Origin of the sequence: Citrobacter sp. Cpo221, assembly GCF_030332345.1 — a bacterium.
GTDB classification, from domain to species: domain Bacteria; phylum Pseudomonadota; class Gammaproteobacteria; order Enterobacterales; family Enterobacteriaceae; genus Citrobacter; species Citrobacter portucalensis.
In genome coordinates this window covers 240317-266609 of the sequence record NZ_JAOWIA010000057.1, presented here as the reverse complement: position 1 = coordinate 266609, position 26293 = coordinate 240317, and the positions used below count along the sequence as shown (strand labels likewise).

At 49.7% G+C, this 26293-nt stretch carries 27 protein-coding genes; 14 read left to right on the top strand and 13 right to left on the bottom strand.

From position 1 onward, the window contains the following. The first annotated feature begins 33 nt into the window (after positions 1 to 33). From csgA to OGY72_RS16865, 5 genes are all read left to right on the top strand, one after another. Positions 34 to 483, top strand: coding sequence for a curli major subunit CsgA (gene csgA, locus OGY72_RS16885; protein ID WP_008784338.1), 450 nt, complete (start codon positions 34 to 36; stop codon positions 481 to 483). A 60-nt stretch (positions 484 to 543) separates the two neighbouring features. Beyond that, entirely contained in the window at positions 544 to 876 is a 333-nt protein-coding gene (gene csgC, locus OGY72_RS16880) for a curli assembly chaperone CsgC (RefSeq protein ID WP_286548423.1), read from the top strand. Between the two features lie 150 nt (positions 877 to 1026). Further along, positions 1027 to 1347, top strand: a complete 321-nt coding sequence (locus OGY72_RS16875; protein WP_126318520.1) for a YmdA family protein — start codon at positions 1027 to 1029, stop codon at positions 1345 to 1347. Positions 1348 to 1447: 100 nt separating this feature from the next. After that, positions 1448 to 1990 (top strand): O-acetyl-ADP-ribose deacetylase, encoded by a 543-nt coding sequence (ymdB, locus tag OGY72_RS16870; protein WP_286548421.1) that lies wholly within the window; start codon positions 1448 to 1450, stop codon positions 1988 to 1990. Then, positions 1923 to 3413, top strand: a complete 1491-nt coding sequence (locus OGY72_RS16865; protein ID WP_286548419.1) for a phospholipase D family protein — start codon at positions 1923 to 1925, stop codon at positions 3411 to 3413. The genes ymdB and OGY72_RS16865 overlap by 68 nt, the downstream gene beginning before the upstream one ends. A gap of 19 nt (positions 3414 to 3432) precedes the next feature. Here the strand turns inward: OGY72_RS16865 and mdoC are convergent, their stop codons facing one another. Then, positions 3433 to 4593 (bottom strand): glucans biosynthesis protein MdoC, encoded by a 1161-nt coding sequence (gene mdoC, locus OGY72_RS16860; protein ID WP_063941873.1) that lies wholly within the window; start codon positions 4591 to 4593, stop codon positions 3433 to 3435. A gap of 271 nt (positions 4594 to 4864) precedes the next feature. Here mdoC and mdoG point away from each other — a divergent pair, with 271 nt between their 5' ends. The 3 genes from mdoG to OGY72_RS16845 all read left to right on the top strand — a co-directional run bounded on the left by mdoG (position 4865) and on the right by OGY72_RS16845 (position 9224). After that, complete coding sequence (gene mdoG / locus OGY72_RS16855; RefSeq protein ID WP_103014639.1) at positions 4865 to 6400, top strand: glucans biosynthesis protein MdoG; 1536 nt, start codon at positions 4865 to 4867, stop codon at positions 6398 to 6400. Further along, positions 6393 to 8921 (top strand): glucans biosynthesis glucosyltransferase MdoH, encoded by a 2529-nt coding sequence (mdoH, locus tag OGY72_RS16850; protein WP_286548417.1) that lies wholly within the window; start codon positions 6393 to 6395, stop codon positions 8919 to 8921. The genes mdoG and mdoH overlap by 8 nt, the downstream gene beginning before the upstream one ends. A gap of 75 nt (positions 8922 to 8996) precedes the next feature. Continuing rightward, positions 8997 to 9224 (top strand): YceK/YidQ family lipoprotein, encoded by a 228-nt coding sequence (locus OGY72_RS16845; RefSeq protein ID WP_003832117.1) that lies wholly within the window; start codon positions 8997 to 8999, stop codon positions 9222 to 9224. On the opposite strand, the gene OGY72_RS16840 is transcribed toward OGY72_RS16845, so the two are convergent. Then, complete coding sequence (locus OGY72_RS16840; protein ID WP_286548521.1) at positions 9225 to 9602, bottom strand: MysB family protein; 378 nt, start codon at positions 9600 to 9602, stop codon at positions 9225 to 9227. It abuts the gene before it with no gap. A 692-nt stretch (positions 9603 to 10294) separates the two neighbouring features. On the opposite strand from OGY72_RS16840, the gene OGY72_RS16835 reads away from it, so the two are divergent. Continuing rightward, complete coding sequence (locus OGY72_RS16835; RefSeq protein WP_126318515.1) at positions 10295 to 11626, top strand: sensor domain-containing diguanylate cyclase; 1332 nt, start codon at positions 10295 to 10297, stop codon at positions 11624 to 11626. A gap of 64 nt (positions 11627 to 11690) precedes the next feature. Here the strand turns inward: OGY72_RS16835 and mdtG are convergent, their stop codons facing one another. Beyond that, positions 11691 to 12911 (bottom strand): multidrug efflux MFS transporter MdtG, encoded by a 1221-nt coding sequence (mdtG, locus tag OGY72_RS16830; RefSeq protein ID WP_286548414.1) that lies wholly within the window; start codon positions 12909 to 12911, stop codon positions 11691 to 11693. A gap of 155 nt (positions 12912 to 13066) precedes the next feature. Next, the gene (locus OGY72_RS16825) at positions 13067 to 13987 is read right to left on the bottom strand and encodes a Kdo(2)-lipid IV(A) acyltransferase (protein WP_003036136.1); all 921 of its coding nucleotides are present in this window, start codon (positions 13985 to 13987) and stop codon (positions 13067 to 13069) included. 220 nt (positions 13988 to 14207) lie between these two features. Here OGY72_RS16825 and trhO point away from each other — a divergent pair, with 220 nt between their 5' ends. After that, positions 14208 to 15260, top strand: a complete 1053-nt coding sequence (gene trhO / locus OGY72_RS16820) for an oxygen-dependent tRNA uridine(34) hydroxylase TrhO (protein WP_198579714.1) — start codon at positions 14208 to 14210, stop codon at positions 15258 to 15260. A 45-nt stretch (positions 15261 to 15305) separates the two neighbouring features. Here trhO and OGY72_RS16815 read toward each other — a convergent pair whose 3' ends face one another. The 9 genes from OGY72_RS16815 to mdtH all read right to left on the bottom strand — a co-directional run bounded on the left by OGY72_RS16815 (position 15306) and on the right by mdtH (position 22065). Further along, on the bottom strand, positions 15306 to 15881 hold the full coding sequence (locus tag OGY72_RS16815) for a YceI family protein (RefSeq protein ID WP_126318510.1): 576 nt from the start codon (positions 15879 to 15881) through the stop codon (positions 15306 to 15308). 1 nt (position 15882) lies between these two features. Next, entirely contained in the window at positions 15883 to 16449 is a 567-nt protein-coding gene (locus OGY72_RS16810) for a cytochrome b (RefSeq protein ID WP_148362131.1), read from the bottom strand. Between the two features lie 262 nt (positions 16450 to 16711). After that, the gene (locus OGY72_RS16805) at positions 16712 to 16825 is read right to left on the bottom strand and encodes a YceO family protein (protein WP_003036148.1); all 114 of its coding nucleotides are present in this window, start codon (positions 16823 to 16825) and stop codon (positions 16712 to 16714) included. A gap of 55 nt (positions 16826 to 16880) precedes the next feature. Further along, the gene (gene solA, locus OGY72_RS16800; protein WP_198579716.1) at positions 16881 to 17996 is read right to left on the bottom strand and encodes an N-methyl-L-tryptophan oxidase; all 1116 of its coding nucleotides are present in this window, start codon (positions 17994 to 17996) and stop codon (positions 16881 to 16883) included. Positions 17997 to 18124: 128 nt separating this feature from the next. Next, the gene (gene bssS, locus OGY72_RS16795) at positions 18125 to 18379 is read right to left on the bottom strand and encodes a biofilm formation regulator BssS (protein WP_003036154.1); all 255 of its coding nucleotides are present in this window, start codon (positions 18377 to 18379) and stop codon (positions 18125 to 18127) included. A 339-nt stretch (positions 18380 to 18718) separates the two neighbouring features. Further along, complete coding sequence (gene dinI, locus OGY72_RS16790; RefSeq protein ID WP_003036157.1) at positions 18719 to 18964, bottom strand: DNA damage-inducible protein I; 246 nt, start codon at positions 18962 to 18964, stop codon at positions 18719 to 18721. A gap of 65 nt (positions 18965 to 19029) precedes the next feature. Then, the gene (gene pyrC / locus OGY72_RS16785) at positions 19030 to 20076 is read right to left on the bottom strand and encodes a dihydroorotase (RefSeq protein ID WP_148362129.1); all 1047 of its coding nucleotides are present in this window, start codon (positions 20074 to 20076) and stop codon (positions 19030 to 19032) included. 105 nt (positions 20077 to 20181) lie between these two features. Beyond that, positions 20182 to 20742, bottom strand: coding sequence for a lipoprotein (locus OGY72_RS16780; RefSeq protein WP_020996498.1), 561 nt, complete (start codon positions 20740 to 20742; stop codon positions 20182 to 20184). Positions 20743 to 20856: 114 nt separating this feature from the next. Next, positions 20857 to 22065 (bottom strand): multidrug efflux MFS transporter MdtH, encoded by a 1209-nt coding sequence (gene mdtH / locus OGY72_RS16775; protein ID WP_003832142.1) that lies wholly within the window; start codon positions 22063 to 22065, stop codon positions 20857 to 20859. 259 nt (positions 22066 to 22324) lie between these two features. Between mdtH and rimJ the strand changes: the two genes are divergently transcribed. The 4 genes from rimJ to murJ all read left to right on the top strand — a co-directional run bounded on the left by rimJ (position 22325) and on the right by murJ (position 26274). Then, on the top strand, positions 22325 to 22909 hold the full coding sequence (gene rimJ, locus OGY72_RS16770; protein ID WP_003832145.1) for a ribosomal protein S5-alanine N-acetyltransferase: 585 nt from the start codon (positions 22325 to 22327) through the stop codon (positions 22907 to 22909). Positions 22910 to 22943: 34 nt separating this feature from the next. Then, on the top strand, positions 22944 to 23591 hold the full coding sequence (locus OGY72_RS16765) for a YceH family protein (RefSeq protein WP_286548408.1): 648 nt from the start codon (positions 22944 to 22946) through the stop codon (positions 23589 to 23591). Between the two features lies 1 nt (position 23592). Next, positions 23593 to 24516, top strand: a complete 924-nt coding sequence (locus OGY72_RS16760) for a Gfo/Idh/MocA family protein (protein ID WP_286548406.1) — start codon at positions 23593 to 23595, stop codon at positions 24514 to 24516. Positions 24517 to 24738: 222 nt separating this feature from the next. Then, entirely contained in the window at positions 24739 to 26274 is a 1536-nt protein-coding gene (murJ, locus tag OGY72_RS16755; protein ID WP_003832150.1) for a murein biosynthesis integral membrane protein MurJ, read from the top strand. Positions 26275 to 26293: the final 19 nt, after the last annotated feature.

Genomic DNA, 26293 nt, shown 5'->3' with positions numbered 1-26293 from the left:
ACGACGTTTAAATCAATCCGATGGGGGTTTACCATGAAACTTTTAAAAGTGGCAGCATTCGCAGCAATCGTAGTTTCTGGCAGTGCTCTGGCAGGTGTTGTTCCGCAATGGGGCGGTAATCATCATGGTGGCGGTAGCAACTATGGCCCAGACTCTTCAATGAGTATTTACCAATTTGGCTCTAGTAACGTTGCGAATGCGCTGCAAAGTGATGCACGTAAATCAGACGTGACTATCACACAACACGGACATGGTAACGGTGCGACCGTCGGCCAAGGTGCTGATGACAGTACCATTAGCCTGAAACAGACCGGCTTCCAGAACAGTGCTGATATCAATCAGTGGAATGCAAAAAATGCTGATATCAGCGTAACTCAGTTCGGTGGTCGTAACGGTGCTGTGGTTAATCAGACAGCGTCTGACTCCAATGTGCTGATTCAGCAGGTTGGTTATGGCAACAATGCTACAGCTAACCAGCACTAATTCAGTTTTCTGACTGATAATAAACAGGGCGAAAGCCCTGTTTTTTTTCGGGAGAATATTATGCACACGCTATTACTCATTGCCGCGTTGGCAAATCAAATAACATTCAATACAACTCAGCAAGGTGATATGTACACCATTATTCCTCAGGTGACATTAGCTCAACCGTGCGTATGTGAAGTGCAAGTTCTTGCCGTACGTAAAGGAAAGGGCGGACAAAATCAGTCACAGCAGAAAACAAGCCTTTCGGTCCCTGCTAATCGGCCAATTGAATTAACAAAAATGAGCTTTAATATTTCACCGGAGGATTCGGTTAAAATTATCGTTACCGTTTCTGACGGGCAGTCTCTGCATCTGTCGCAACAATGGCCTGACTCAAACAGTCACCCATAATTTTTTGCCGGATTTGCATTAAGGGTGTGGCTGGGAGTGCGGTGCTGTTCTATGAATATAGAAACGAACAAACGTTTTATTTGATCGTAACTCGCAGCGGTGAAGGATCATTGTGATCCCTCAAGGATGATTAATCATTGAGGAACCCTTATGTGTACATTCTTAAAGCGTATTTTAAATACCGGTTTGTGGGCTTTTTCTCTTTTAACCCTCCCCGCAATGGCGACGCAAATCTTACCCGGCGGGGTTATTCATTTTCATGGTGCAATAGTTGAAGCACCTTGCGACGTTAACACTCGACAACAACAGATTGAATTGTCATGTATGCGTGATGGCACGATGAGTAATAGTCTCTACGACCTGCAACAGGTCACGACAGCGCCTCAGAGTGTGCAACAAATTGCCACGGTGAAAATGCATTACCTCAATGAACAGAAAAGCATGGCTATTCTGAATATTGAATATAAATGAATCATTCTGGCGTAGGTATGCACGCTTATGGCTAAAAAATGAGATTTCAAGGAAAACCCTGCTGTACACTTAACGGAGAGTGTTTTGTCAGGGGGAACTTATGCAATCGCGTGTTCATGTGTTACAGGGCGACATTACGACGATCGCGGTAGATGTGATCGTCAATGCGGCCAACTCCTCGTTACTGGGAGGAGGTGGAGTCGATGGCGCGATTCATCGTGCTGCCGGGCCTGCGTTGTTGGAGGCCTGCAAACAGGTTATACAACAACAGGGAGGATGCCCGACCGGGCATGCCGTTATCACGCTGGCTGGCGCGCTTCCGGCAAAAGCAGTTATTCACACCGTAGGGCCCGTCTGGCAAGGCGGTGATCACCACGAGGCTGAACGACTTGAAGAGGCCTATCTAAATACATTGCAACTGGCCTTAGCCAATGGTTATCAATCCATTGCTTTTCCAGCGATAAGCACCGGTGCTTATGGTTACCCACGCGCTGCAGCAGCAGAGATCGCGGTGAAAACGGTGTTGAAATTTATCACCCGGCGTACGCTTCCCGATCAAATATACTTCGTGTGCTTTGATGAAGAAAACGCTCGACTATACAAGAGATTCCTTACCCAACAAGGCGATGAACGCACGGACTGATATGACACGACTTGAGCGTGCCATCACGCCGCTATGCGTAAACCACCCGGGAGAATGCGGCATTCTGACGTTGGATGACAGCCTGGATGCGTTTGCTGCTCGCTATCGGTTGACGGAAATGGCGGAACGAACCCTGGATGTTCAGTATTACATCTGGGAAAGCGACATGTCCGGGCTATTGTTATTTTCCGTTTTGCTGACCGCAGCGAAGCGGGGCGTCCGGGTGCGTTTGTTGCTGGATGATAACAACACGCCAGGTCTGGATGACACGCTGCGTTTGCTGGACAATCACCCTAATATTGAAGTTCGCCTGTTTAATCCCTTTTCCTTTCGCATCCTGCGTGCCCTGGGCTATTTAACCGATTTTGCCCGGTTGAATCGGCGTATGCACAACAAAAGTTATACCGCTGACGGCGTCGTAACTCTTGTGGGGGGGCGAAATATAGGCGATGCCTATTTTGGCGCAGGCGAACAACCACTGTTTTCCGATCTGGACGTTATGGCTATTGGGCCGGTTGTCCAGGATGTTGCAGACGACTTTGAGCGTTACTGGCACTGCCGCTCGGTTTCAACATTGCAAAACGTACTTGAGGTGGCAGAACCTGCTTCTACGCAAAAAATCGAACTTCCTGAATCCTGGTATAATGATGACATCACGCGTCGCTATCTACATAAGCTGGAAACCAGCCAGTTTGTGACCCATCTCGATCAGAGGTCGCTGCCGCTAATTTGGGCGAAAACGCGCTTACTGAGTGATGATCCTGCAAAAGGAGAGGGGAAAGCGCCGCGCCACTCACTATTACCGCAGCGTTTGTTTGACGTGATGGGATCTCCCACCGAGCGTATTGATATTATTTCCGCCTACTTTGTACCCACTCGCGCCGGTGTGGCGCAGCTCCTGAGACTGGTGAGAAAAGGCGTTAAGATCGCAATTTTAACTAATTCTCTGGCGGCGAATGATGTTGCAGTCGTTCACGCGGGCTATGCGCGTTGGCGAAAAAAACTCTTGCGCTACGGCGTGGAGTTATACGAGCTCAAACCGACCCGCGATCGCGTTTCAGCAGTACACGACCGGGGATTAACCGGTAATTCAGGCTCCAGCCTGCATGCGAAAACCTTCAGTATTGACGGTCGTAAAGTGTTTATCGGCTCGCTTAATTTTGATCCCCGTTCAACGCTACTCAATACGGAAATGGGGTTTGTGATTGAGAGTGAAGTACTGGCTGAGTTGATTCATAAACGTTTTATGCAAAGTCAGCGTGATATGGCCTGGCAACTACGTCTTGACCGTTGGGGCAGAATTAACTGGGTTGATCGGCTTTCTGGCAGCGAACAGGTACTGAAAAAAGAACCCGCTACAGGATTCTGGAAGCGGGTTCTGGTGAGGCTTGCATCCGTGTTGCCCATTGAATGGCTGCTCTGAACCATTCAATGCAAGAAAACTAACCGGCAACCGCCTTGTTTTTATCCTGCTTAATCGGCGGTTTACCCGAAAAGAGAAACTTCAGCACCGGGATCCGTAAATGGATTTCGTACAGTATGACCGCAATTCCAACCACAAAAAGAAGGCCGCAGAGAAAACCCAGCAGATTCGACTTGATGTGCGGTGTGATATACGCGCCAAAAAACAGCGTTAACGGGTGGTGCACCAAATAGATGAACAGCGACGCGTTGACAAAATAGGTCACGCGAGCCGACTGGAAATTCAGTAAACGGTGGCCAAGCGAAAAGACGACGTTTACCATCCATAGCCCCATGACCATGGTAATGACATATTCGGTTTCATACATCCAGGCATCGCCGTTGCCGTAACGTTGATTGAGCAGGTATGCGACAAATGCGAATGCGGCGCCTAGCGTGCAGCCGCGCGATGGCGTGGTAAACAGTGCTTTCAGATTAGGATTGATAAACGCCAGCGCGCCGAGCATAAAGAAAGGCACATAGAACAGCGTTTGCATAACGATAAAATTAAACATGCCGTCGCTGAGAATCGAAGGGTAGAGGATGAAAATCGTTCTTCTGACGACGGCATAGCCGACACCCAACAATATAAAAATCAACGTTAATTTGGTCATCGACACCCCCGATGCAGGGGTACCGTCTCCACGCGATAGTCTGTTTTTCATTTGGGTAAACACCCACATACTCAGGGTCGTTAACACCACCAGAACCAGTAAAAACCACAGATGGGAAATCAGCTCCCAGGCCAGCGCATTGTATTTGTCGTAGCCGCTGAGGGTATGCCAGCTGTCTGCTTTCCCTTTCACGTATTGCAGCATGATAAATTGCGGCAGCGTAAGCAGCGGAATCGCGGTCAGCATAGGGATCCCCACGCGTTCTACACGCACTTTCCACCAGCGCTTTAACGGATAGCGCAAAAACAGCATGTAGGAAAAATAACCCGAAATGACAAAGAAGACCTGCATGCGAAAAGCGTGGATAAAGTCGTTAAAAAGGGTTAACCACCACGAAGGTTCTGCGCTGTTCACGTGCCAGGTGTGGGTGGAGTAGATCAATGAAATATGGAATGGGATCCCTAACAACATTAGCCAGGCACGGATGGAGTCAAGAAAATATTCACGTGGTGGTGATACAGAGCTCATAGACAGTTACGGATTCTCAGACTTTTCGTCTTATCCCTAAGACGAATAATGGTTACATTCGAGGGCAACCCTACACGAAGTCCAACAACCTGTCTCCAGGATAAGCACGCAAAGTGAAAACAGGCAGATGAACCTGCTTAAACCATGAGCCAGCGCGCGAACAATACAGGGATTCAGTTGTCGGAGTACCCGATTATCCATTAAAATGGATCGGATCAATATAAGCACACAAAGGGGGAAGTGCTTACTAATTATGAAACATAAACTACAAATGATGAAAATGCGTTGGTTGGGTGCAGCAGTCATGTTAACGCTGTACACATCATCGAGCTGGGCGTTCAGTATTGATGATGTTGCAAAACAAGCTCAATCCTTAGCCGGGAAAGGCTATGAGGCGCCAAAAAGTAACTTGCCCTCCGTTTTCCGCGACATGAAATATGCGGATTATCAACAGATCCAGTTCAATCGCGATAAAGCGTACTGGAGCAATCTCAAGACCCCATTTAAGCTCGAGTTCTACCACCAGGGTATGTACTTCGACACGCCGGTCAAAATCAACGAAGTTACCGCCACGGCGGTGAAAAGAATCAAATACAGCCCGGATTATTTTAATTTTGGCGATGTTCAGCATGATAAAGACACGGTAAAAGATCTCGGCTTCGCCGGGTTCAAAGTGCTGTATCCGATCAACAGCAAAGATAAAAACGATGAAATCGTCAGCATGCTCGGTGCCAGCTATTTTCGCGTTCTGGGCGCAGGTCAGGTCTACGGCCTGTCAGCGCGTGGCCTCGCGATTGATACCGCTCTGCCTTCTGGTGAAGAATTTCCCCGCTTCCGTGAGTTTTGGATCGAGCGTCCGAAACCGACTGATAAACGTTTAACCATTTATGCTTTGTTGGATTCTCCGCGTGCAACCGGAGCGTATCGTTTTGTCATTATTCCAGGCCGTGACACTGTCGTTGATGTTCAGTCCAAAGTTTACCTACGCGACAAAGTGGGCAAACTGGGCGTGGCACCGTTAACCAGTATGTTCCTGTTTGGACCGAACCAGCCGTCTCCGGCGACAAACTATCGTCCGGAACTGCATGATTCTAACGGTTTGTCTATCCATGCCGGCAACGGGGAGTGGATTTGGCGTCCGCTGAATAACCCGAAACATCTCGCGGTGAGCAGCTTCGCTATGGAAAACCCGCAAGGATTCGGACTGTTGCAGCGTGGCCGTCAGTTCTCGCGTTTTGAAGATATCGACGATCGTTACGATCTGCGCCCAAGCGCCTGGATCACGCCAAAAGGTGACTGGGGTAAAGGTAAGATTGAGTTAGTTGAAATCCCAACTAACGATGAAACGAACGATAACATCGTTGCGTACTGGACGCCGGATCAACTGCCTGAAGCGGGCAAAGAGATGAACTTCAAGTACACTCTGACGTTCACGCGTGATGAAGACAAGCTTCATGCGCCGGAAAGCGCCTGGGTACAGCAGACTCGTCGTTCTACCGGTGATGTAAAACAGTCCAACCTGATTCGTCAGCCTGACGGTACCATCGCGTTTGTGGTGGACTTTACCGGCACAGATATGAAAAAGCTGCCGCAGGATACCCCGGTTACCGCACAAACCAGTATTGGCGACAACGGCGAAATCGTTGAAAGCACTGTGCGCTATAACCCGGTATCTAAAGGTTGGCGTTTGATGCTGCGCGTGAAAGTGAAAGACGTGAAGAAAACCACTGAAATGCGTGCTGCCTTGGTCAATGCCGATCAGACGCTGAGTGAAACCTGGAGCTACCAGTTACCTGCCAATGAATAAGACAACTGAGTATATTGACGCATTGCCGCTTTCGGATATCGAGAAAGCGGCACTGCCGAAAACTGACATCCGCGCCGTTCATCAGGCGCTGGATGCCGAGCATCGTACTTACTCGCGCGAAGATGATTCACCGCAGGGGTCTGTGAAAGCTCGCCTTGAGCAAGCATGGCCGGATTCTTTGGCTAAAGAGCAGTTGGTTAAGGACGATGAGGGCCGCGATCAGCTGCAGGCGATGCCAAAAACAACGCGTACCTCTATGTTCCCCGATCCCTGGCGTACCAACCCGGTTGGCCGTTTTTGGGATCGCTTGCGTGGGCGCGATGTGACGCCTCGTTATCTTTCGCGTTTGACGAAAGAAGAACAAGAAAGCGAGCAAAAATGGCGTACTGTAGGCACCATCCGCCGCTATACGCTGTTGATTCTAACGCTGGCGCAAACGGTCGTAGCAACCTGGTATATGAAGACGATCCTCCCGTATCAGGGTTGGGCATTCATTAATCCGATAGACATGATGGGGCAGGATTTATGGGTCTCCTTTATGCAATTGCTGCCCTACATGCTCCAGACCGGCATTCTTATTTTGTTTGCTGTGCTTTTCTGTTGGGTGTCTGCGGGATTCTGGACCGCGCTGATGGGCTTCCTGCAACTACTGATTGGGCGAGATAAGTACAGTATCTCGGCCTCAACGGTTGGGGATGAACCGCTGAATCCTGAACACCGTACCGCGCTGATTATGCCTATCTGTAACGAAGACGTTGACCGCGTATTTGCGGGACTGCGCGCTACGTGGGAATCGGTCAAAGCAACGGGCAACGCCGAACATTTCGATGTTTATATCCTGAGTGACAGCTACAACCCTGATATCTGCGTAGCAGAACAAAAAGCGTGGATGGAGCTGATTGCTGAGGTGCAGGGCGAAGGGCAGATTTTCTACCGCCGTCGTCGTCGTCGCGTGAAGCGTAAAAGCGGCAACATTGATGACTTCTGTCGTCGCTGGGGAAATCAGTACAGCTACATGGTGGTGCTGGACGCTGACTCAGTGATGAGCGGTGACTGTCTGAGCGGCCTGGTGCGTCTGATGGAGGCGAATCCGAATGCCGGGATTATCCAGTCTTCACCGAAGGCTTCCGGTATGGATACGCTGTATGCGCGCTGCCAGCAGTTTGCGACCCGTGTTTATGGACCGCTGTTTACCGCCGGGCTTCACTTCTGGCAGTTAGGGGAGTCACACTACTGGGGTCACAACGCCATTATCCGTGTGAAACCGTTTATCGAGCACTGTGCGCTCGCGCCGTTACCGGGCGAAGGCTCGTTTGCGGGATCAATCCTCTCCCATGACTTCGTGGAAGCGGCATTGATGCGTCGTGCTGGCTGGGGTGTGTGGATTGCTTACGATCTGCCGGGCTCTTATGAAGAACTGCCGCCGAACCTGCTGGATGAACTCAAGCGTGACCGCCGCTGGTGCCACGGCAACCTGATGAACTTCCGTTTGTTCCTTGTGAAAGGGATGCACCCGGTTCACCGTGCGGTATTCCTGACCGGTGTAATGTCCTATCTGTCTGCGCCGCTTTGGTTTATGTTCCTCGCGCTCTCTACCGCATTGCAGGTGGTGCATGCGTTGACGGAGCCGCAGTACTTCCTGCAACCGCGCCAGCTGTTCCCGGTTTGGCCGCAGTGGCGTCCTGAACTGGCGATCGCGCTGTTTGCTTCAACGATGGTGCTGCTGTTCCTGCCGAAGCTGCTGAGTATTTTGCTCATCTGGTGTAAAGGGACGAAAGAGTACGGCGGGTTTATCCGCGTCACGCTGTCGCTACTGTTGGAAGTTCTGTTCTCCGTGCTGCTGGCGCCGGTGCGTATGCTGTTCCACACCGTCTTCGTCGTGAGTGCCTTCCTCGGTTGGGAAGTTGTCTGGAATTCGCCGCAGCGTGATGACGATTCGACCCCGTGGGGTGAAGCGTTTATGCGTCACGGTTCCCAGTTACTGTTGGGGCTGGTGTGGGCTGTGGGTATGGCCTGGCTCGATCTGCGTTTCCTGTTCTGGCTGGCACCGATAGTCTTCTCGCTGATCCTGTCGCCGTTTGTTTCTGTGATTTCCAGCCGTTCCACGGTGGGGTTACGTACCAAGCGCTGGAAGCTGTTCCTGATCCCGGAAGAGTATTCTCCGCCGCAGGTGCTGGTGGATACCGATACCTATCTGGTGATGAACCGTAAACGTACGCTGGACGATGGCTTTATGCATGCGGTGTTTAATCCGTCGTTTAACGCACTGGCCACGGCCATGGCGACTGCACGCCACCGCGCCAGCAACGTGCTGGAGATTGCACGCGATCGTCATGTGGAACAGGCACTGAACGAAACGCCGGAGAAACTGAATCGCGATCGCCGCCTGGTGTTGTTGAGCGATCCGGTGACCATGGCGCGTTTACATTACCGTGTCTGGAATTCACCTGATAAGTATTCTTCGTGGGTGAACTACTATCAGGGACTGACACTGAACCCGCTGGCGCTCAGGAAAAAATAAGCGTTCTGTAACGTGAAAATACCGGCCTGGTGCCGGTATTTTTTATATTGAATAGAATGAGTCGTGAGGTAGCCGGTGCGAATTTTGGCTGTAGGAATAATGATCTTCTTCCTGAGCGGATGCGGCAGCATTATTAGTCGTACCATCCCAGGGCAAGGACACGGAAACCAATACTATCCTGGCGTGCAATGGGATGTTAGGGACTCCGCATGGCGCTACGTCACTATCCTCGATCTGCCATTTTCGCTGGTGTTTGATACGTTGCTGCTGCCGCTCGACATACATCATGGACCTTACGAGTAATTATCGCTCATCCCATTCATCGGCTGCGGTCTGCCCCTCTTCAGTATCAAGGGGAGGTTCCAGCTGGAATTCACCTTCATCCCATTCGTGAAGCGTATTTTCTTCCTGCCACTCCTGGCGGATTTCAATTTCATCATAGTCGCCATCAAAAACGCTCTGGGCCGCTTCTCCGCTCAGGATTGGAAGACATTCACCATCTACATCATCCTCGTCAGCAAAGAATTCCGCCTGCCACATAACGTCGCCATCCTGTAGCACGTATTTTTGGACGCTTAGCTGTTGAACGCTGGCGTCGTCTGACTCAAGGTCAGGGTTATCAGCCAGAAACACTTCACGAGCTGCATCAATAGCCTCTTCCAACGTGGCATAAAAATTCATGTCATTCTTTGCCATATTTCTTCTCCTAAGGCGAACAATAAAGGGGGATGATTCAATCTATAGACGGCGATCCGCAGAGCGTCAAACCCGCTAGCTGCGTGACTAACCCAATCAGATGATTACTGCCTGCAATGCCTACGAGACCAGGTGAAAGTAACTTCGGTAGTTTATGAAAAAATTTACATTGGCAGATACTGAAGTCGATGTAATATCAGGAAAAAAATTCAAGAAAAAAGAGTAATGTATGTGGTTTGCAATGTAGTAATGAAAATCAAAAAAATAAAAGCTGGCGTTGTATAAGAAAATCTTCAGTGTTAAACGTCATTTTTTATGTGTTTTAGAGGGGGAATGCGATTGATTATGAATTAATATTGCATAACTCAATCAAAGTAAAAGAGAAAATTAATGCCCAATACGGAAGTGTTGCAGAGGTAATCAATGAAAGTGGCTAAACTTAGTGGTGTCTCTGGTAGTGACAAAGTATCTTTTGTGTGTGGTTTTTTTGAATGGTGTGAGTGATACTAAAATAGTATACATAATAAAAAATTATTAATGACAAAGGTTATAAATCTATAAGAAACCATTAAATAAGAAATGAATTAGTGTCATTGAATCTGTGCAGATATAATAGTTTGCAAAATCTTATGCTTTATTATATAAAATGCAAAATTAAGAAAGCCCTGAAGGTTGTTATGGATAACGGCAATTCAAATAATAGAAGGTTAATGGCTTTCTATATAATCTGTTTGGCTAGCTATGTTCTTGGTGGAGTGTGTCTTACACAATTTAAATTAACGATACAAAGTGTCCCGCAAACAGTATATCTGATTATAATTGTAGGGTTGTTCTTTTTATATGGGATAATCTTCCTGTTTATGTTATTCCAGTATCTTTGTAGAAAAGATCTCACCTGCCTTATGATATTAGGTATGGCGTTTCTTGGGAATAACATATTTTTCATCGAGACTATCTACATCGTTCAGGACTTGATTAATGATTATGCCTCAATCGAAAAAAGAACTAACGATATAGCCATATTCTATTACTTTCGGCAGATTAGTTTCATAGCTCTACTATTTGTTTCATTAAAATCTTATAAAGTATCCTCGACAGTTATTGAAACCAAAGAAAGAGAACCTTGCTATATCGTTCTGTCTTTTTTAATCATGCTTGTTATCGCGGTGGTGGCGCACGCTCTGGCCAGTTATAACCCTAATTTTACACTCGAGATCACAAGCGTAAAGCCTGATAATGTCACTGTGCACTGGCATATTGGGTACATTTATTCGCTAATTGTATCCTGGGGACTGGTCCTGTTGTATTTAATCATTAAAACCAGAACGCATAACATCTTGTGGAAAAGTATAGGGCTATTGTGTTGCTCAGCAATATTGACCAATGTACTACTTCTGAGTCTGGATGAATATAGCATGTATATTTGGTATGTTAGCCGGGGGATTGAGGTGATAAGTGCCCTGTGTATAATCTCAATACTGATGTACAACACCTTCATCATCTTAAAAAAAGAAACGGATTCAGCTATCAAAGACGCAATGACTAAAATATATAATCGTAAACTATTCTATAAGTCATTAAAATCATCATTAGCAAAAGGCGCAGTGTGTGTAATGGTTCTGGATATTGATAAATTCAAACGGATTAACGATACCTACGGTCATCAGGAAGGTGACAGAGTAATAATCAGCATTGTCGACATTATCAATAAATCAATCAGAGATACGGATATTTTTGCCAGAGTAGGCGGCGAAGAATTTGCGATCCTTCTTAAGTGTAACGATAAAGATGAGGCAATTGTTGTTGCAGAGCGAATTAGGCGAAATGTAGAGAACGGTACGACAATACCAAATTCATATGAGTTAAAAGAAAAAATGACGATAAGTATCGGTGTATATTGCAGCAAAATTGATGATGAATCAGCGGATAAAGTTGTTTCATACGCCGATGCCGCTTTGTATGAAGCCAAAAATTCTGGCAGAAATAAGGTGTGTTACTATTATCATTAAGGTTGAAATATACGCCGTGTAAGATAAATTTATTATTCCGAACCGGCGAATACAAATACACAAATCATCCCACGACCTCTGTACTCCGACGACGGCGCAGGCTATTCCACGAGTACAGGGTGTTAAATAGTACGACGCCCGCGGTCACACAGAAAACGGCTCGAAAACCGTAGTTTGCGGATATCGCTGCCCCCATTAGAGGTCCTGTTACGTTACCGATATCGCGAAATGACTGGTTATAACTGAAAATACGTCCAGCTATTTGATTGGTCGAGTTGTAAACCAGCAGCGTTTGTACCGCCGGGAGCAGAGCGCCGTCGGCCGCACCCAATAAAAAGCGCAGAACACCAAGCTGCCAGGGCGTATGGACAAATGACATTGGAATAAGCAGTAACACAGAAACGATCAGCGCGACGATCAGGATCTTCTCCGGGCCAATTCGATCGCCTAATTTGCCAAGTTTCGGGGCGCTGATTAATGCCGCAACGCCGGGGACAGAGGCTATCATCCCACTGATAAATGCAATATTGCTGACGTTGCCAGCCAACTCTCGAACGTACAGTGTCAGTATTGGCGCGATAGAACCGGTGGCTACCTGAATGATCAAAGTGGTGATAAACAGGCTCAGCACCAGTTTGGGGTTCTTTAAAGAGGCCACGACTTCACGAATGTGCAGCATTTCCTTCTTGCTCACCGGCTGGAAATGCTCGCGGATAAAAAATAGCGTCAGGATGAAGCAGACCAGCAGCACGCTGGCGGTGATGAAAAATACGGGGCGCAGTCCGTACTGATCCGCGAGGAGGCCGCCCGCTAGCGGCCCGAGCAGTGCGCCACTAACGCCACCGGTGGAAAGCGTTCCCAGCGCCCAGCCGCTTTTATTGCGTGGAACCTGGGTGGCGATAAGTGCATTCGCATTGGGGATGAATCCACCAAGCAGCCCCAACAAGGCACGCAGGATCAAGAATTGCCAGATATTTTGCGCCAGTCCCATCAGCAGCATCACAATTGCCATGCCCAACGCGGAACGCAGCAGCATGATTTTTCGTCCTTTGCGATCGGCAAGGCCACCCCAGAAAGGAGAAGCAATGGCTGAAAAGAGAAAGGTGATGCTGAAGACCAGGCCTGACCACATATTCAGGGCGCTATGACCCGTGACGCCGAGACTCTCGACGTAAAGAGGCAAAAAGGGCATGACCAGGCTAAATGCTGCTCCGGTTAAAAAACAACCTAACCAGGCAACGGTGAGGTTGCGTTTCCAGTTTATGGTGGCATCTGAGGGTGACATAGCGATCCGCAGTGTGATGCGCTGTTTGCGCTATCGATTGAATATAAGTAAGCAGGCTAATTATGCGCCTGGTTGATAGTTGCTGCAATGCGGATAGCAGTTAAACCTAAAACGGGTTGGGAGGGTGTTGCAGCCCACTGGACTGCAACACTGCGTCAGTACAGAGAAGGGGAGCCTTCAGGACGCGTCTTGAAGCGACGATGCAGCCACATATACTGCTCTGGCGCCATCATTATGCATTGCTCAACAATTTTGTTCATCCACGCAGCTGTAGTCTCTGCGTCGTCCAACGGTGGTGAGCATTCTGGAGGTAACATAATCAATTGATACCCTTTACCGTCAGGTTTGCGGCGGGGAACAAACGGTACCAGGCAGGCATTGGACATGCGCGAAAGCATCCAGGTTCCTGAGGTTGTTGCGGCTTGTTCAACGGCAAAAAGTGGTACAAACACGCTGGCGCGAGGGCCGTAATCATGATCCGGCGCGTACCAGACCACTTCGCCCTTTTTCAAGGCTTTAATCATCCCTTTCAGGTCTTTACGATCGAGCATTGATTTATTCGAGCGCATGCGGCCCCAGGTTTGTAGCCAGTCCAGCAGCGGATTGTCGTTAGGGCGATACACACCAATACCCGGCTCCTGCAAGCCAAACTGGCGCGCACCCAGTTCCAGAGTCAGAAAGTGCAGACCCACTAACAGAATCCCGCGTTTTTGCGCCTGAACGTCACGGATATGTTCCATTCCGATCACTTCCGTCCAGCGCGAAATACGCTTATCGGACCAAAACCAGGCCATCCCGGTTTCCATTACGCCCATGCCTACGGATTCGAAGTTCTTGACGACCATCTGCTGGCGTTCCTGCTCACTCATCTGCGGGAAGCACAGTTCCAGATTTCGGGAAACAATTTTTGCCCGACGTTTCATCAAACGTAGCGCCAGTCGACCTAACGCACAGCCCAACTTAAAGAGGATGGGGTAGGGTAACTGCACGATTAACCAAAGGATGCCAATACCCAGCCAGGTTAACCAATAACGTGGATGCAGTAACGCAGCCGAAAACTTGGGTAAATTCGTCATGTCTATCCTGTCTTCAAACGACCAATTCCCTGTATTGTCGCATTTTTTCGCGCGTATCAAAAATTTGTGACGGGAGAACGGTGATTAATTCCGCAATTGTTGTTGCGATTTTATCGTGAAGTATGAAATGTAGCGTAAAATGTGTGGATGTAAATTGGCGATGTTTGCTTTATTATGCCGCCGATTTTCATTTATTCCTTATTTGCAGGATACGTACACCATGCCAGTGTTACACAACCGCATTTCGAACGACGCCCTCAAAGCCAAAATGCTGGCCGAGACCGAGCCGCGCACGACGATCTCATTCTATAAATATTTCACCATTGCCAATCCTCAGCACACGCGTGATGCGCTGTACCAGATGTTCACCGCATTGAACGTCTTCGGGCGAGTATATCTTGCCCATGAAGGAATTAACGCGCAAATCAGCGTACCGCAAAGCAACGTCGAGGCATTTCGCCAGCAGCTCTATGCGTTTGATGCTGTATTGAAGGATTTACGTCTGAATATTGCGCTGGATGATGACGGTAAATCGTTCTGGGTACTGCGTATGAAAGTCCGCGAACGTATCGTGGCGGATGGTATTGACGATCCAGACTTTGACGCCAGCAACGTGGGGGATTATCTCAAGGCTGCGGAAGTAAACGCCATGCTGGACGATCCTGAAGCGGTATTCATTGATATGCGCAACCACTATGAATATGAGGTGGGTCATTTCGAGAATGCGCTGGAGATACCGGCAGACACGTTCCGCGACCAGTTGCCGAAAGCTGTTGAAATGATGCAGGCGCATAAAGATAAAAAAATCGTGATGTACTGCACGGGTGGGATCCGCTGTGAGAAAGCCAGCGCCTGGATGAAACACAATGGATTTAGCAAAGTCTGGCACATTGAGGGCGGTATTATTGAGTATGCCCGCAAGGCGCGTGAACAGGGGCTTCCGGTACGTTTTGTCGGTAAAAACTTTGTCTTTGATGAGCGTATGGGCGAAAGGATCTCTGAAGATGTTATCGCACATTGCCATCAGTGCGGCACGGCGTGCGATAGCCATACTAATTGCAAAAATGATGGCTGCCATCTGTTGTTTATTCAGTGCCCGGCTTGTGCGCAGAAATATAAAGGCTGCTGTAGCGAGCTGTGTAGCGAAGAGAGTGAGTTGCCGGAAGAGGAACAACGGCGTCGTCGTGCGGGGCGTGAAAATGGCAATAAAATCTTCAATAAATCACGCGGTCACCTGAATACCAAACTGGGTATTCCAGACCCTGCGCAATAACATGATGCCGGATGAGGGGCAGAACCTCATCCGGTAATTCATGCGTTACTTCTGCTGAACACCTTCCACTGAGATGATCAAATCGACTTCCTGCGATGCAGGGCCGAGATCGGTGGTGATGTTGAAATCCTTCAGCTTAATCTTACCTTGCGCTTCAAAACCAGCGCGCGTACCGCCCCAGGGATCGCCACCCTGACCGATGAGCTTCGCGTCCAGCGTAACCGGTTTGGTAACGCCGTTCAGGGTCAAATTACCGGTGATATCCAGGTCATTCCCCTCTTTTTTCACGCTGGTGGAGCTGAAGGTCGCCTGCGGGAATTTTGCCACGTTAAGGAAATCTGCACTGCGCAGATGCTTGTCGCGTTCGGCGTGATTAGTGTCAACGCTGTTGGTGTTGATGGTTACGTTAACCTTATCGGCTGCGGGATTTTTCTCATCAAAGGTAAACGTACCGTCGAAATCTTTGAAAGTGCCGTACAGCCAGCTGTAACCCAGATGCTGAATACGGAAATTAACAAAGGCATGCTGTCCTTCCTTGTCAATTTTGTAATCTGCCGCCACGGCCGACCCGGTGGTGAATAACACAGAAGCGAGTGTAAGTCCCAGCAGGTTTTTTTTCATTTTAAGCTCCATAGTCAGATGACGATTTTCCCAACATGCGATTGAGGGTATCGTCGTTATCAATAAAGTGATGTTTCAGGGCCATCAGTCCGTGTAGTAGGGATAAAATCACCACGATCCACGCAAGCCACAGGTGCAAGCTACCGGCGAGGTCGGCCTGGGTACCCGCATTGGCCAGGGTGGCAGGAATGTCAAACCATCCAAAGACGCTTATCGCTTTGCCATCTGCGGTGGAAATCAGATATCCGCTGATGAAAATCGAAAAGAGCAGCAAATAAAGTGCGAGGTGACCCAGTGCCGCTGCGATACGGGTCAAACGGGAGTAGCTTGCCAACGCAGCAGGTGGAGGGGAGAACAACCGCCAGACAACGCGGATAACCAGTCCCATCATGAGTAGGATGCCGATGCTTTTATGCAGTTCGGGGGCCTGGTGATACCAGCCATCATAGTAGCTAAGCGTGACCATCCATAACCCCAACGCAAACATGCCATATACAGCAATCGCAACCAGCCAATGTAATGTGGCTGACACTACGCCATAGCGCTGTGGAGTATTATTGAATTGCATAAGCACACCGATTGATATTTCAGAAGTGAATGAAAATGGCGTGTAAAAGACATTAATGCAACTAATAAATAACAATGGTGATGATATTTATTTTTTGTTCAATAAAATTGACTGATTGTTGAGGTAACCATCAAGGGATTAGTGCGAAAATATGTGGCGGGGTTTAGTTTATGGGGTGTTATGGTTTTTGTTATTGTTCAGTTTATTGCAATGAAAATTAAGCTAATCTCAATTTTTGTCAATTATTGTCAACGCACAGGAATTAGAAAAACATAATATATATTACATCCATAATGGCCAGCAGCGACCATAAAATAATGTAGAGCATAAGATGCTCGCGAATATTATTAACCAGATAGTGAAAGATACGGCGCATTGACGTTATTCCTGTCATTAAAAATGGCCTCACCAACGAGGCCATTCATTTATTATCACTTAAAACGGCTTAGCCTGAAGGGGGTCAGGTCAAAGTCAGACGGTTTGTCCTGAGCGAAGTCTGCCGCAATCTCTCCCAGTACAGAGGCAAACTTAAAGCCATGTCCGCTCAGCCCGGTAATGATCAGCGTGTTGTCGTGCGCTGGCAGAGTATCGATAATAAAGTCTTCATCCGGCGAATTATCGTAAGTGCAGGACGCGCCGTGCAGGCAACAGCCAACGCCAGGCAGAATAGTGCGCAGGAATGGGAAGGCTTCAGAACCGTCGCTGGCTACAGCGGCAAATGGCTTACGCTCATCAGCCGAGTGAATGACCTGTCCGCCGTTGTGCTTACCAATTTTCAGCTCGTCGTTTTCCGCCGGGAAACCGTAGTATTGATCGCCATTTGGCAGTTCGCCGGTGAAGGCCGGGAAGTTATTCTTAACGCTGTAGCGCCCATCGGCCTGATACCAGGCGAACACTTTGCGCACCGGTTGTATCGGTAGTTCAGGGACTAAAGCTTGCACCCAGGTACCGGCGCTAATCACTGCTTTTTTCGCGTGGTAGTCACCGTCAGCCGTTTCTACCGTGATGCCATCATCACCGTGATGAATTGCGCTGACCGGGCATTTAAACAGTTGCGCACAACCTGCTTCTTCCGCCAGACGGATCCAGGTTTTAATAGCTAACTCACTGCGTAAAAAACCGGACTCCGCTTCAAACAGACCGATATAGTTGTCAGGTACGCGAATCTCCGGCCAGCGAGCCATAATGGCCGCTGCATCCAGTTGTTCAACCTTGAGTTGCCACTGTTTTGCGCTTTGTGCTGCAGTCGCTAAGAAGGTCGACTCTGCCGGACCGAGGTTGATAACACCGGAGCGAACAAAAATCGGTTCTTCATTATGGGTGGACAGTTCATCCCACAATGTTTGCGCACGTAGCACCAGCGGAACGTATTTTTCACCTTCGCCATAAGCATGACGAATTAATCGTGTATCGCCGTGGTGGCTGCCCTGTTGATGTGGTGGCATATGCGCATCGATCATCAGAACCTTCAGACCGGCACGAGTGGCATAGTATCCAGCTGCGGCGCCTACTGAACCGCTGCCAATAATGATTAAGTCGTATTTCATCCGCTTCTCTCTGCAATCGCGATAGTAGCAGGGTAAATAACTGACCTGGAATATTCAACCCGGAATGTTCAACCTGGAAATAAGAAAGGCACCGTTAAGGTGCCTTTTGATGGTTGGATGTATCAGGTTTAATGTCGCTGATACTCATTTACCTGGTAATCGCCAGATTCAATTTTGGCGATTCCTGCTTCTAATATCGAAATAAATTGCCTGGCAACATCAGTGGTTAACCAGAGCGTTTGACCAACTTCAGTCCCATCCGGGTCAGGGCGATTCGGGGTTTGGTAGTGCAAACGCAGCATCAGCGCATCGTAGCTATCAACGGTGCTGATGTCCCACCCTACAAGCGGATGAGTCTGAATGACTTCATTATTCTTTTCCATCATGCCCCCTAATTCGTGTTACTAGACAACGGTTTTCGAGGTTCAATGCGTTTTTTTCTGAAGCAACTTCAGTATATCAATAAATAAGGGTATTCATTGAAAATTTAAAGAGGGAAGGGCATAAATTTTTTGTTTTCAGTGTTATCTGACTAAGAAACCGACATGTTATTCATTTTTTTTAGTATGTTGCACAATTATTTTGTTGTTTTGGTTAAAAGATAATCGGTGGGTTAATATTAAATTAAATACTCGTCAGAAGAAATGCACAATGGATTACAAGATAGCGTGTATAAAAAAGCCGGGGCGACCCGGCAAGCAAACATCACTGCATATCATTATTTATTCGTTGATGAACCAGTCATCTGCGCTTTCCCAGGTTTCCTGTAGGATCTCGCTGATGCGTTCTTTGTCCTCTTTGGTCGCGCCAATAACCGACAGATTGTTTGCGCCGGCATAACGGACGGTAACGTTACCTTCGTTATCCGGAAAATGGTGCTGAATACGGCGGGAGAGTTCACCTGCCAGTGCGTCAATTGCACCGGCAGGTAAAGGTGAAGTTTTGGCAATAGTGACTTCAATACGCATAGTAGCCCCCTGTAGAATATACTGTTTATTTATACAGTCACTCGCATCAGTTGGCTACACTTTTTTTAGCTTTTTACTGACCAGCGTACCGTTTCGCCACCCAGGAAAGGTACCAGCGTATCGTCTTCCAGTGCAATGCTCTCAGGAACCAGGTGCTCCACGCGTTCCAGCTCAATAAAGCTCTCATTTACCGGCAAACCATAGAACTGTGGGCCGTTGAGTGAGCAGAAGGCTTCGAAATGGTCCAGCGCATTCATCTCTTCAAACACGGTGGCATAGCTGCCTAGTGCGGTCGGTGCATTAAAGCATCCCGCACAGCCACAGCTTGACTCTTTGCGATGACGTGCGTGCGGCGCTGAGTCGGTACCGAGGAAGGCGCGCGTAAACCCGCTGGCAACCAGTTCACGCAGCGCCTGTTGGTGGACGTTACGTTTGAGGATCGGCAGGCAGTACAGGTGAGGACGAATCCCGCCAACCAGCATGTGGTTGCGGTTAAACATCAGGTGCTGTGGCGTAATAGTCGCTGCCAGAAGCTCGTTACCGTCGCGCACGTATTCGGCAGCATCTTTGGTAGTGATATGCTCGAACACTACTTTCAGCGAGGTCAAACGCTGGCGCAGTGGTTCCATCACCGTTTCAATAAAGCGCGCTTCGCGATCGAAAATATCGATATCTGCATGCGTCACTTCGCCGTGCACCAGCAGCGGCATACCCAATTTTTCCATCCTCTCCAGCACCGGCATGATGGCGTCAATAGAGGTTACGCCATGCGTCGAGTTGGTGGTGGCATTGGCCGGATAGAGTTTTGCTGCGGTGAATACGCCTTCGTTAAATCCACGTTCCAGCTCGTTGGGATCCAGCGTATCCGTTAAGTAGCAGGTCATTAATGGTGTGAAGTCGTGTCCGGCAGGTACCGCGTCAAGAATGCGCTGGCGATAAGCGATAGCCGCGTCAACCGTGGTGACGGGCGGTGCCAGGTTCGGCATGACAATGGCGCGACCATAAATTTCACTGGTGTAGGGCACGACAGTTTTTAACATGTCGCCATCGCGAAAGTGAAGATGCCAGTCGTCTGGGCGGCGGATCTTTAAAACCTGGGATGGTGCAGTCATCAATATGCTCCGGCTGAGGATAGTCTTTTTTGCCGGAAACAAAGGATAAGCGGAAACGTTTTCGTTTGCACGAAAAAAAAGGGCGCATCGGCGCCCTCAGTTTTATTAGTCGGTGAACGGGATGATGATTTCCCCCGGTTTCACCTCAATTCCCTTCGCCAGTTTTTTCGCCAGAGCTTCACCCTGACTGCTGTCATCCTGCAGAATGTAGGCTGGCTGCTGGTTGAAATAGTTACGCAGCGACTGGTTTAAATAAGGCATCAGCGTTTGCAGTACCGACTGCATTTTTTCTGGTGTGACGGTAGCATCCACCACTTCCATCTCTTGCAGATAAATTGCGCCTTTCTCTTTGTTGAATACCGGTAAGGCTTTTAACTTCAGCTTCATGGTCGCTTTTTGACTGCCAAACAGGGAATTCATGTCCAGGTTGGCGTCACCGGTCAGCGTCACTTTATTGGGTTCTTCACGGCCAATCTGACTGGCGAGATTATTTAGTACGATGTGTGCTTCAGCAACGCCGGGCAAGCCGATATCTTTAGAAAAGTTATTATGCTTTGCCAGGGCCTGATTAATTTCTTGCTCGCTAACCGTGTATTGCGTGAGTTGATTACAACCAACCAACAGGCCGCTGACAATCAGTGCAGCGGCAAAAAAAAACTTTTTCATGGGGTTCCTCAACATGATGCATGTGGCGTAATCGTGACACAAAGCATCATCGAGTACCAGCGCCCCGGACGCCAGCAGAAAAAACTGAAAAGCGCCCGGAAGCAGGCTCGGCTATCAGGCGTCTGGCTCCAGCATGCCTCTCGTTGGGCGTTTGAGACTGAATTGCCAGCCCAACGCCAGGAAGGTGATGAGGCCGATAATACCGAGCATCATCCAGGGCAATTCAGGCTGTGCCAGGGCCTTGCCCATGTCAAACAACCAGCCGCCGCCGATATATCCAATTGCGCCCCCGATGGCGAGCCCCAGTCGGCTGAAGCCCATATAGCTTCCTCTGGCCCGAGCGTTCGCCAGTGAGGCGCTCAGGGTTTCACGCGCGGGTTCGGCGATGATCGAGCCAATATAGAACGTGCAGATTAGGGTGAATAACTGCTGCAAATTCCCGACCAGACCGATCGGCATCATGCTCAGAGACATCACCAGCAGACCGGCCATCAGGCGATGCTCAAGGCGAAAACGTTTTTCACTCCAGCGGGCAATTGGATAGAGCAGCGTCAATGAGAGGCACGCCTCGATGGCATACATCCATTTCACGGCGGCCGGTGAACCTGCGATGTCGTTCACCATGATTGGCAGCATCAGCATCACCTGTACCGCCAGCATGTAATAGCCTGCCAGCGTCAGCACATAGGTGACAAAGCGCTTGTCATGCATCACGTGGCTCATCCCTTCGCGCACTGGAATTTTCACCGTCGACAGCTTCCATGCCGGGAGCAGCCAGGCGTTAAACGCCGCGCACAGAACGAACAAAATTGCGCCGGTGGCACAGACCAGACGGAAATCGTATTGCAATAACCAACTGCCAAGCAATGCGCCAACCACGGCCCCGGCGCTATCCTGCATCATCAGAATAGAGAAAAAGCGCCCGCGCTTTTCCGGGCGGATCAGTTTAACCACCAGCGCCGAGCGGGGAGGGTCGAATAGTGTACCGCCCAGTCCGGAGAGAAAGCAGGAAAACCACAGCAGCCACGGCTCATGGGCAATGCCCATGGTGGCGAACCCGGCAGCGCGCATCAGCATGCCGGTGACTATCATCGGTTTTGCACCAAAACGGTCCGCAATAGCGCCGCCGAAAATACCCAACCCCTGCTGGATAAATTGACGTAATCCTAGTGCAATACCGACCATCACGGCGGCCCAGCCCATTTGGTCGACGAAACGAATTGAGATCAGCGGGAAAACGACGAAGAAACCCAGCACGACCAGCATATTATCGATGAGAAGGAAGTATTTACCCAGGTTCCTTGCCTGCGAGACTTGCGACATTTCCCCTCCAGGGAAAAACTCGTCACTCTGGATAGAGTTTAAAAGATAAGCACCTCCTATTCTGCGGTGTCGTCATCGCTTTTCCCACCCTTCGCGGGACAATATTTTTTTATCAAAAGTCCGTCTTGATAGAGAGTTTTCATCAAAATGTGTGAATAATTCAAAAAATGGCATTTTGCTCTTTTCACAGGGTGTATTCGCACAGGTATAGTAATGCGAATAGCGTATTGAAGACGTTACGGGAAGGAGTAGGTATAGAATGTTTGGCTATCGCAGTAACGTGCCAAAAGTGCGCTTAACCACCGACCGCCTGGTCGTGCGTTTAGTGCATGAGCGTGATGCCTGGCGTCTGGCAGATTATTACGCAGAAAATCGTCATTTCTTAAAACCCTGGGAACCTATTCGCGATGAAAGCCACTGCTATCCGTCCGGCTGGCAGGCGCGTCTGAGCATGATCTCTGAGTTTCATAAACAGGGCACCGCCTATTATTTTGCGCTGCTCGATCCGGACGAAAAAGAAATTATCGGCGTTGCGAACTTCTCAAACGTGGTGCGGGGATCCTTCCATGCCTGTTATCTCGGCTACTCCATTGCGCAGAAGTGGCAGGGGCAGGGGCTAATGTATGAAGCCTTAACCTCGGCCATCCGTTATATGCAGCGCACGCAACATATTCATCGCATTATGGCTAACTACATGCCACATAATAAGCGCAGCGGTGACCTGCTGGCGCGACTGGGTTTTGAAAAAGAAGGGTATGCCAAAGACTACCTGCTGATTGACGGGCAGTGGCGCGATCACGTGCTGACGGCGTTGACCACATCAGAATGGACCCCCGGCCGCTAAGTTTCAGATGCAGCCATGATTAATGGAGAAGACGATGAAATACGAATTAACCGCCACCGAAGCGCGAGTGATTGGCTGTTTATTAGAAAAACAAGTGACCACGCCGGAACAGTATCCACTCTCCGTTAATGGAGTCGTAACAGCCTGCAATCAAAAAACAAATCGTGAACAGGTGATGAACCTGTCGGAATCGGACGTGCAGGAGCAACTGGATAACCTGGTTAAGCGACATTTTCTGCGCACGGTGAGCGGCTTTGGCAATCGCGTCACGAAATATGAGCAGCGTTTCTGCAACTCTGAATTTGGCAATCTGAAACTTAGTGCCGCAGAGGTGGCCATAATCACCACACTGCTGCTGCGGGGCGCTCAGACGCCTGGTGAACTGCGTAGCCGCGCATCCCGTATGTACGAATTCAGCGACATGGCCGAAGTGGAGTCGGCGCTGGAAAATCTGGCAACCCGGGAAGATGGGCCTTATGTGATCCGCCTGGCGCGTGAGCCGGGCAAACGTGAAAGTCGCTATATGCACCTGTTTTGTGGTGAGGTTGATGAAGCCATTGCCGCGGCAGATGAACTCCCTGCGGCCTCCGGCGATCTGCATGCGCGCGTGGAAGCGCTGGAAACGGAAGTCGCAGAACTTAAGCAGCGACTCGATTCCTTGCTGGCGCACCTGGGAGACTAACGTGAATAAATTACGTATCGGCGTAGCCGGTCTGGGCGGTATTGCACAAAAGGCCTGGCTACCCGTGCTGGGCACCTCCGCGGACTGGACGCTGCAAGGCGCCTTTTCACCTTCGCGCGATAAAGCACAGCGTATCTGTGACACCTGGCGAATACCCTACGTGGATTCATTGAAGAATCTGGCGCAAACCTGCGACGCGGTTTTCGTCCATTCCAGTACCGCGACGCACTATGCGGTAGTTAGTGAATTGCTGAATGCCGGAGTCCACGTGTGCGTGGATAAACCGCTGGCGGAAAATCTGCACGAGGCTGAGCAACTGGTCGAGCTGGCCGCGCGGAAAAAACTCACGCTGATGGTCGGGTTTAACCGTCGATTTGCACCGCTGTACCAGGATCTCAAAATCCAGTTGGGCAGTGCAGCGTCTGTACGTATGGATAAGCACCGTACGGATAGCGTTGGGCCGCACGATCTGCGCTTCACTCTGCTGGACGACTATCTGCACGTGGTCGATACCGCTTTGTGGCTGGCGGGAGGGCAGGCGCAGTTAAATAACGGCACGCTGCTGACCAATGAATCTGGTGCGATGCTCTACGCCGAGCACCATTTTTCTGTTGGGCAAATGCAGATAACGACCAGTATGCATCGCCGTGCCGGTAGTCAGCGCGAGAGCGTGCAGGCGGTGACGGACGGCGGCCTGATTGACGTAACTGATATGCGGGAATGGCGGGAAGAGCGTGGGCAAGGTGTTATTCATAAGCCGATAGCGGGCTGGCAAACGACCTTAGAACAGCGTGGTTTTGCCGGATGTGCGCGTCATTTCATTGAGTGCGTGCAAAATCAGACGGTTCCCCAGACGGCAGGCGAGCAGGCGCTACTGGCCCAGCGTGTTGTTGAAAAGCTGTGGCGGGAGGCGATGGCTGAATAATCCCCTGTAACATCTGGCGGTAGTAATTCATTGTAATCCAGGTACTATATGCCCACTCAAAATAACACCTCTTTTCAACCATAGGCTGGTTTGTCGGCCTGATAAGGTGCCAGGGTGTCGCCATCAGGCACAGCAAAAGTGTCGGATGGCGGCGAGAATGCCTTATCCGACCTACGGGCAGGTTTGTCGGGGTTTTGCCTCAGAGTCTGGAATACAACATAGATGAATTTATTAAAGTCGCTGGCAGCCGTCAGCTCGATGACGATGTTTTCACGTGTGCTGGGTTTTGCGCGTGATGCGATTGTCGCCAGAATCTTTGGTGCAGGGATGGCGACAGATGCCTTTTTTGTGGCATTCAAACTTCCTAACCTGTTGCGCCGAATTTTTGCCGAAGGCGCATTTTCGCAGGCATTTGTGCCGATTCTTGCTGAGTACAAAAGCAAGCAGGGGGAAGATGCTACCCGCGTGTTTGTTGCCTACGTTTCCGGACTGTTGACGCTGGCGCTGGCCGTGGTGACGGTAGCCGGGATGTTGGCTGCGCCATGGGTGATATTAGTTACCGCGCCGGGATTTGCCGACACAGCGGATAAATTTGCGCTGACCACTCAACTGCTGCGGATCACTTTTCCCTATATTCTACTGATTTCACTGGCCTCACTGGTTGGTGCGATCCTTAATACCTGGAACCGCTTTTCCATTCCTGCATTTGCCCCGACCTTTCTGAATATCAGCATGATCGGCTTCGCGCTATTTGCGGCACCCTATTTTAACCCGCCGGTGCTGGCGCTGGCGTGGGCCGTTACGGTTGGCGGCGTGCTACAGCTGATTTATCAGCTTCCGCACTTGAAGAAAATTGGCATGCTGGTGCTGCCGCGCGTGAACTTCCGTGATGCAGGGGCGATGCGTGTCGTCAAGCAAATGGGGCCAGCGATCCTTGGGGTATCGGTCAGTCAGATTTCACTGATCATCAATACGATTTTCGCCTCGTTTCTGGCCTCTGGCTCAGTTTCATGGATGTATTATGCTGACCGTCTGATGGAGTTTCCGTCCGGTGTTCTGGGCGTGGCGCTGGGGACTATCCTGCTGCCATCGCTGTCCAAAAGTTTTTCCAGCGGTAATCATGATGAATATTGTCGCCTGATGGACTGGGGCCTGCGTTTGTGTTTCCTGTTGGCATTACCGAGTGCCGTAGCGTTGGGTATTCTGGCCAAACCGCTGACGGTGTCTCTGTTCCAGTACGGTAAATTTACCGCCTTTGATGCCGCGATGACCCAGCGTGCGCTGGTGGCGTACTCGGTAGGTTTGATTGGCTTGATCGTGGTGAAAGTGTTGGCTCCGGGCTTTTACTCGCGCCAGGATATTAAAACGCCAGTGAAGATTGCCATTGTGACGCTGATTATGACCCAGGTGATGAACCTGGCGTTTATCGGGCCGTTAAAGCATGCCGGATTGTCGCTGTCGATTGGTCTGGCGGCATGTCTGAACGCTTCACTGCTGTACTGGCAACTGCGGAAACAGAAAATCTTTACCCCACAACCGGGCTGGAGCTGGTTCCTGGCGCGTCTGGTGATTTCCGTGCTGGTGATGTCTGCGGTGCTGGTTGGGATGCTCTACATCATGCCGGATTGGTCGCAGGGAACGATGTTGTGGCGTCTGCTGCGTCTGATGGCGGTCGTGGTGGCAGGTATTGCCGCTTACTTCGCAGCACTCGCCGTACTGGGCTTTAAAGTAAAAGAGTTTGTGCGCCGGACGGCGTAATGGATCAATGCCGGATGGC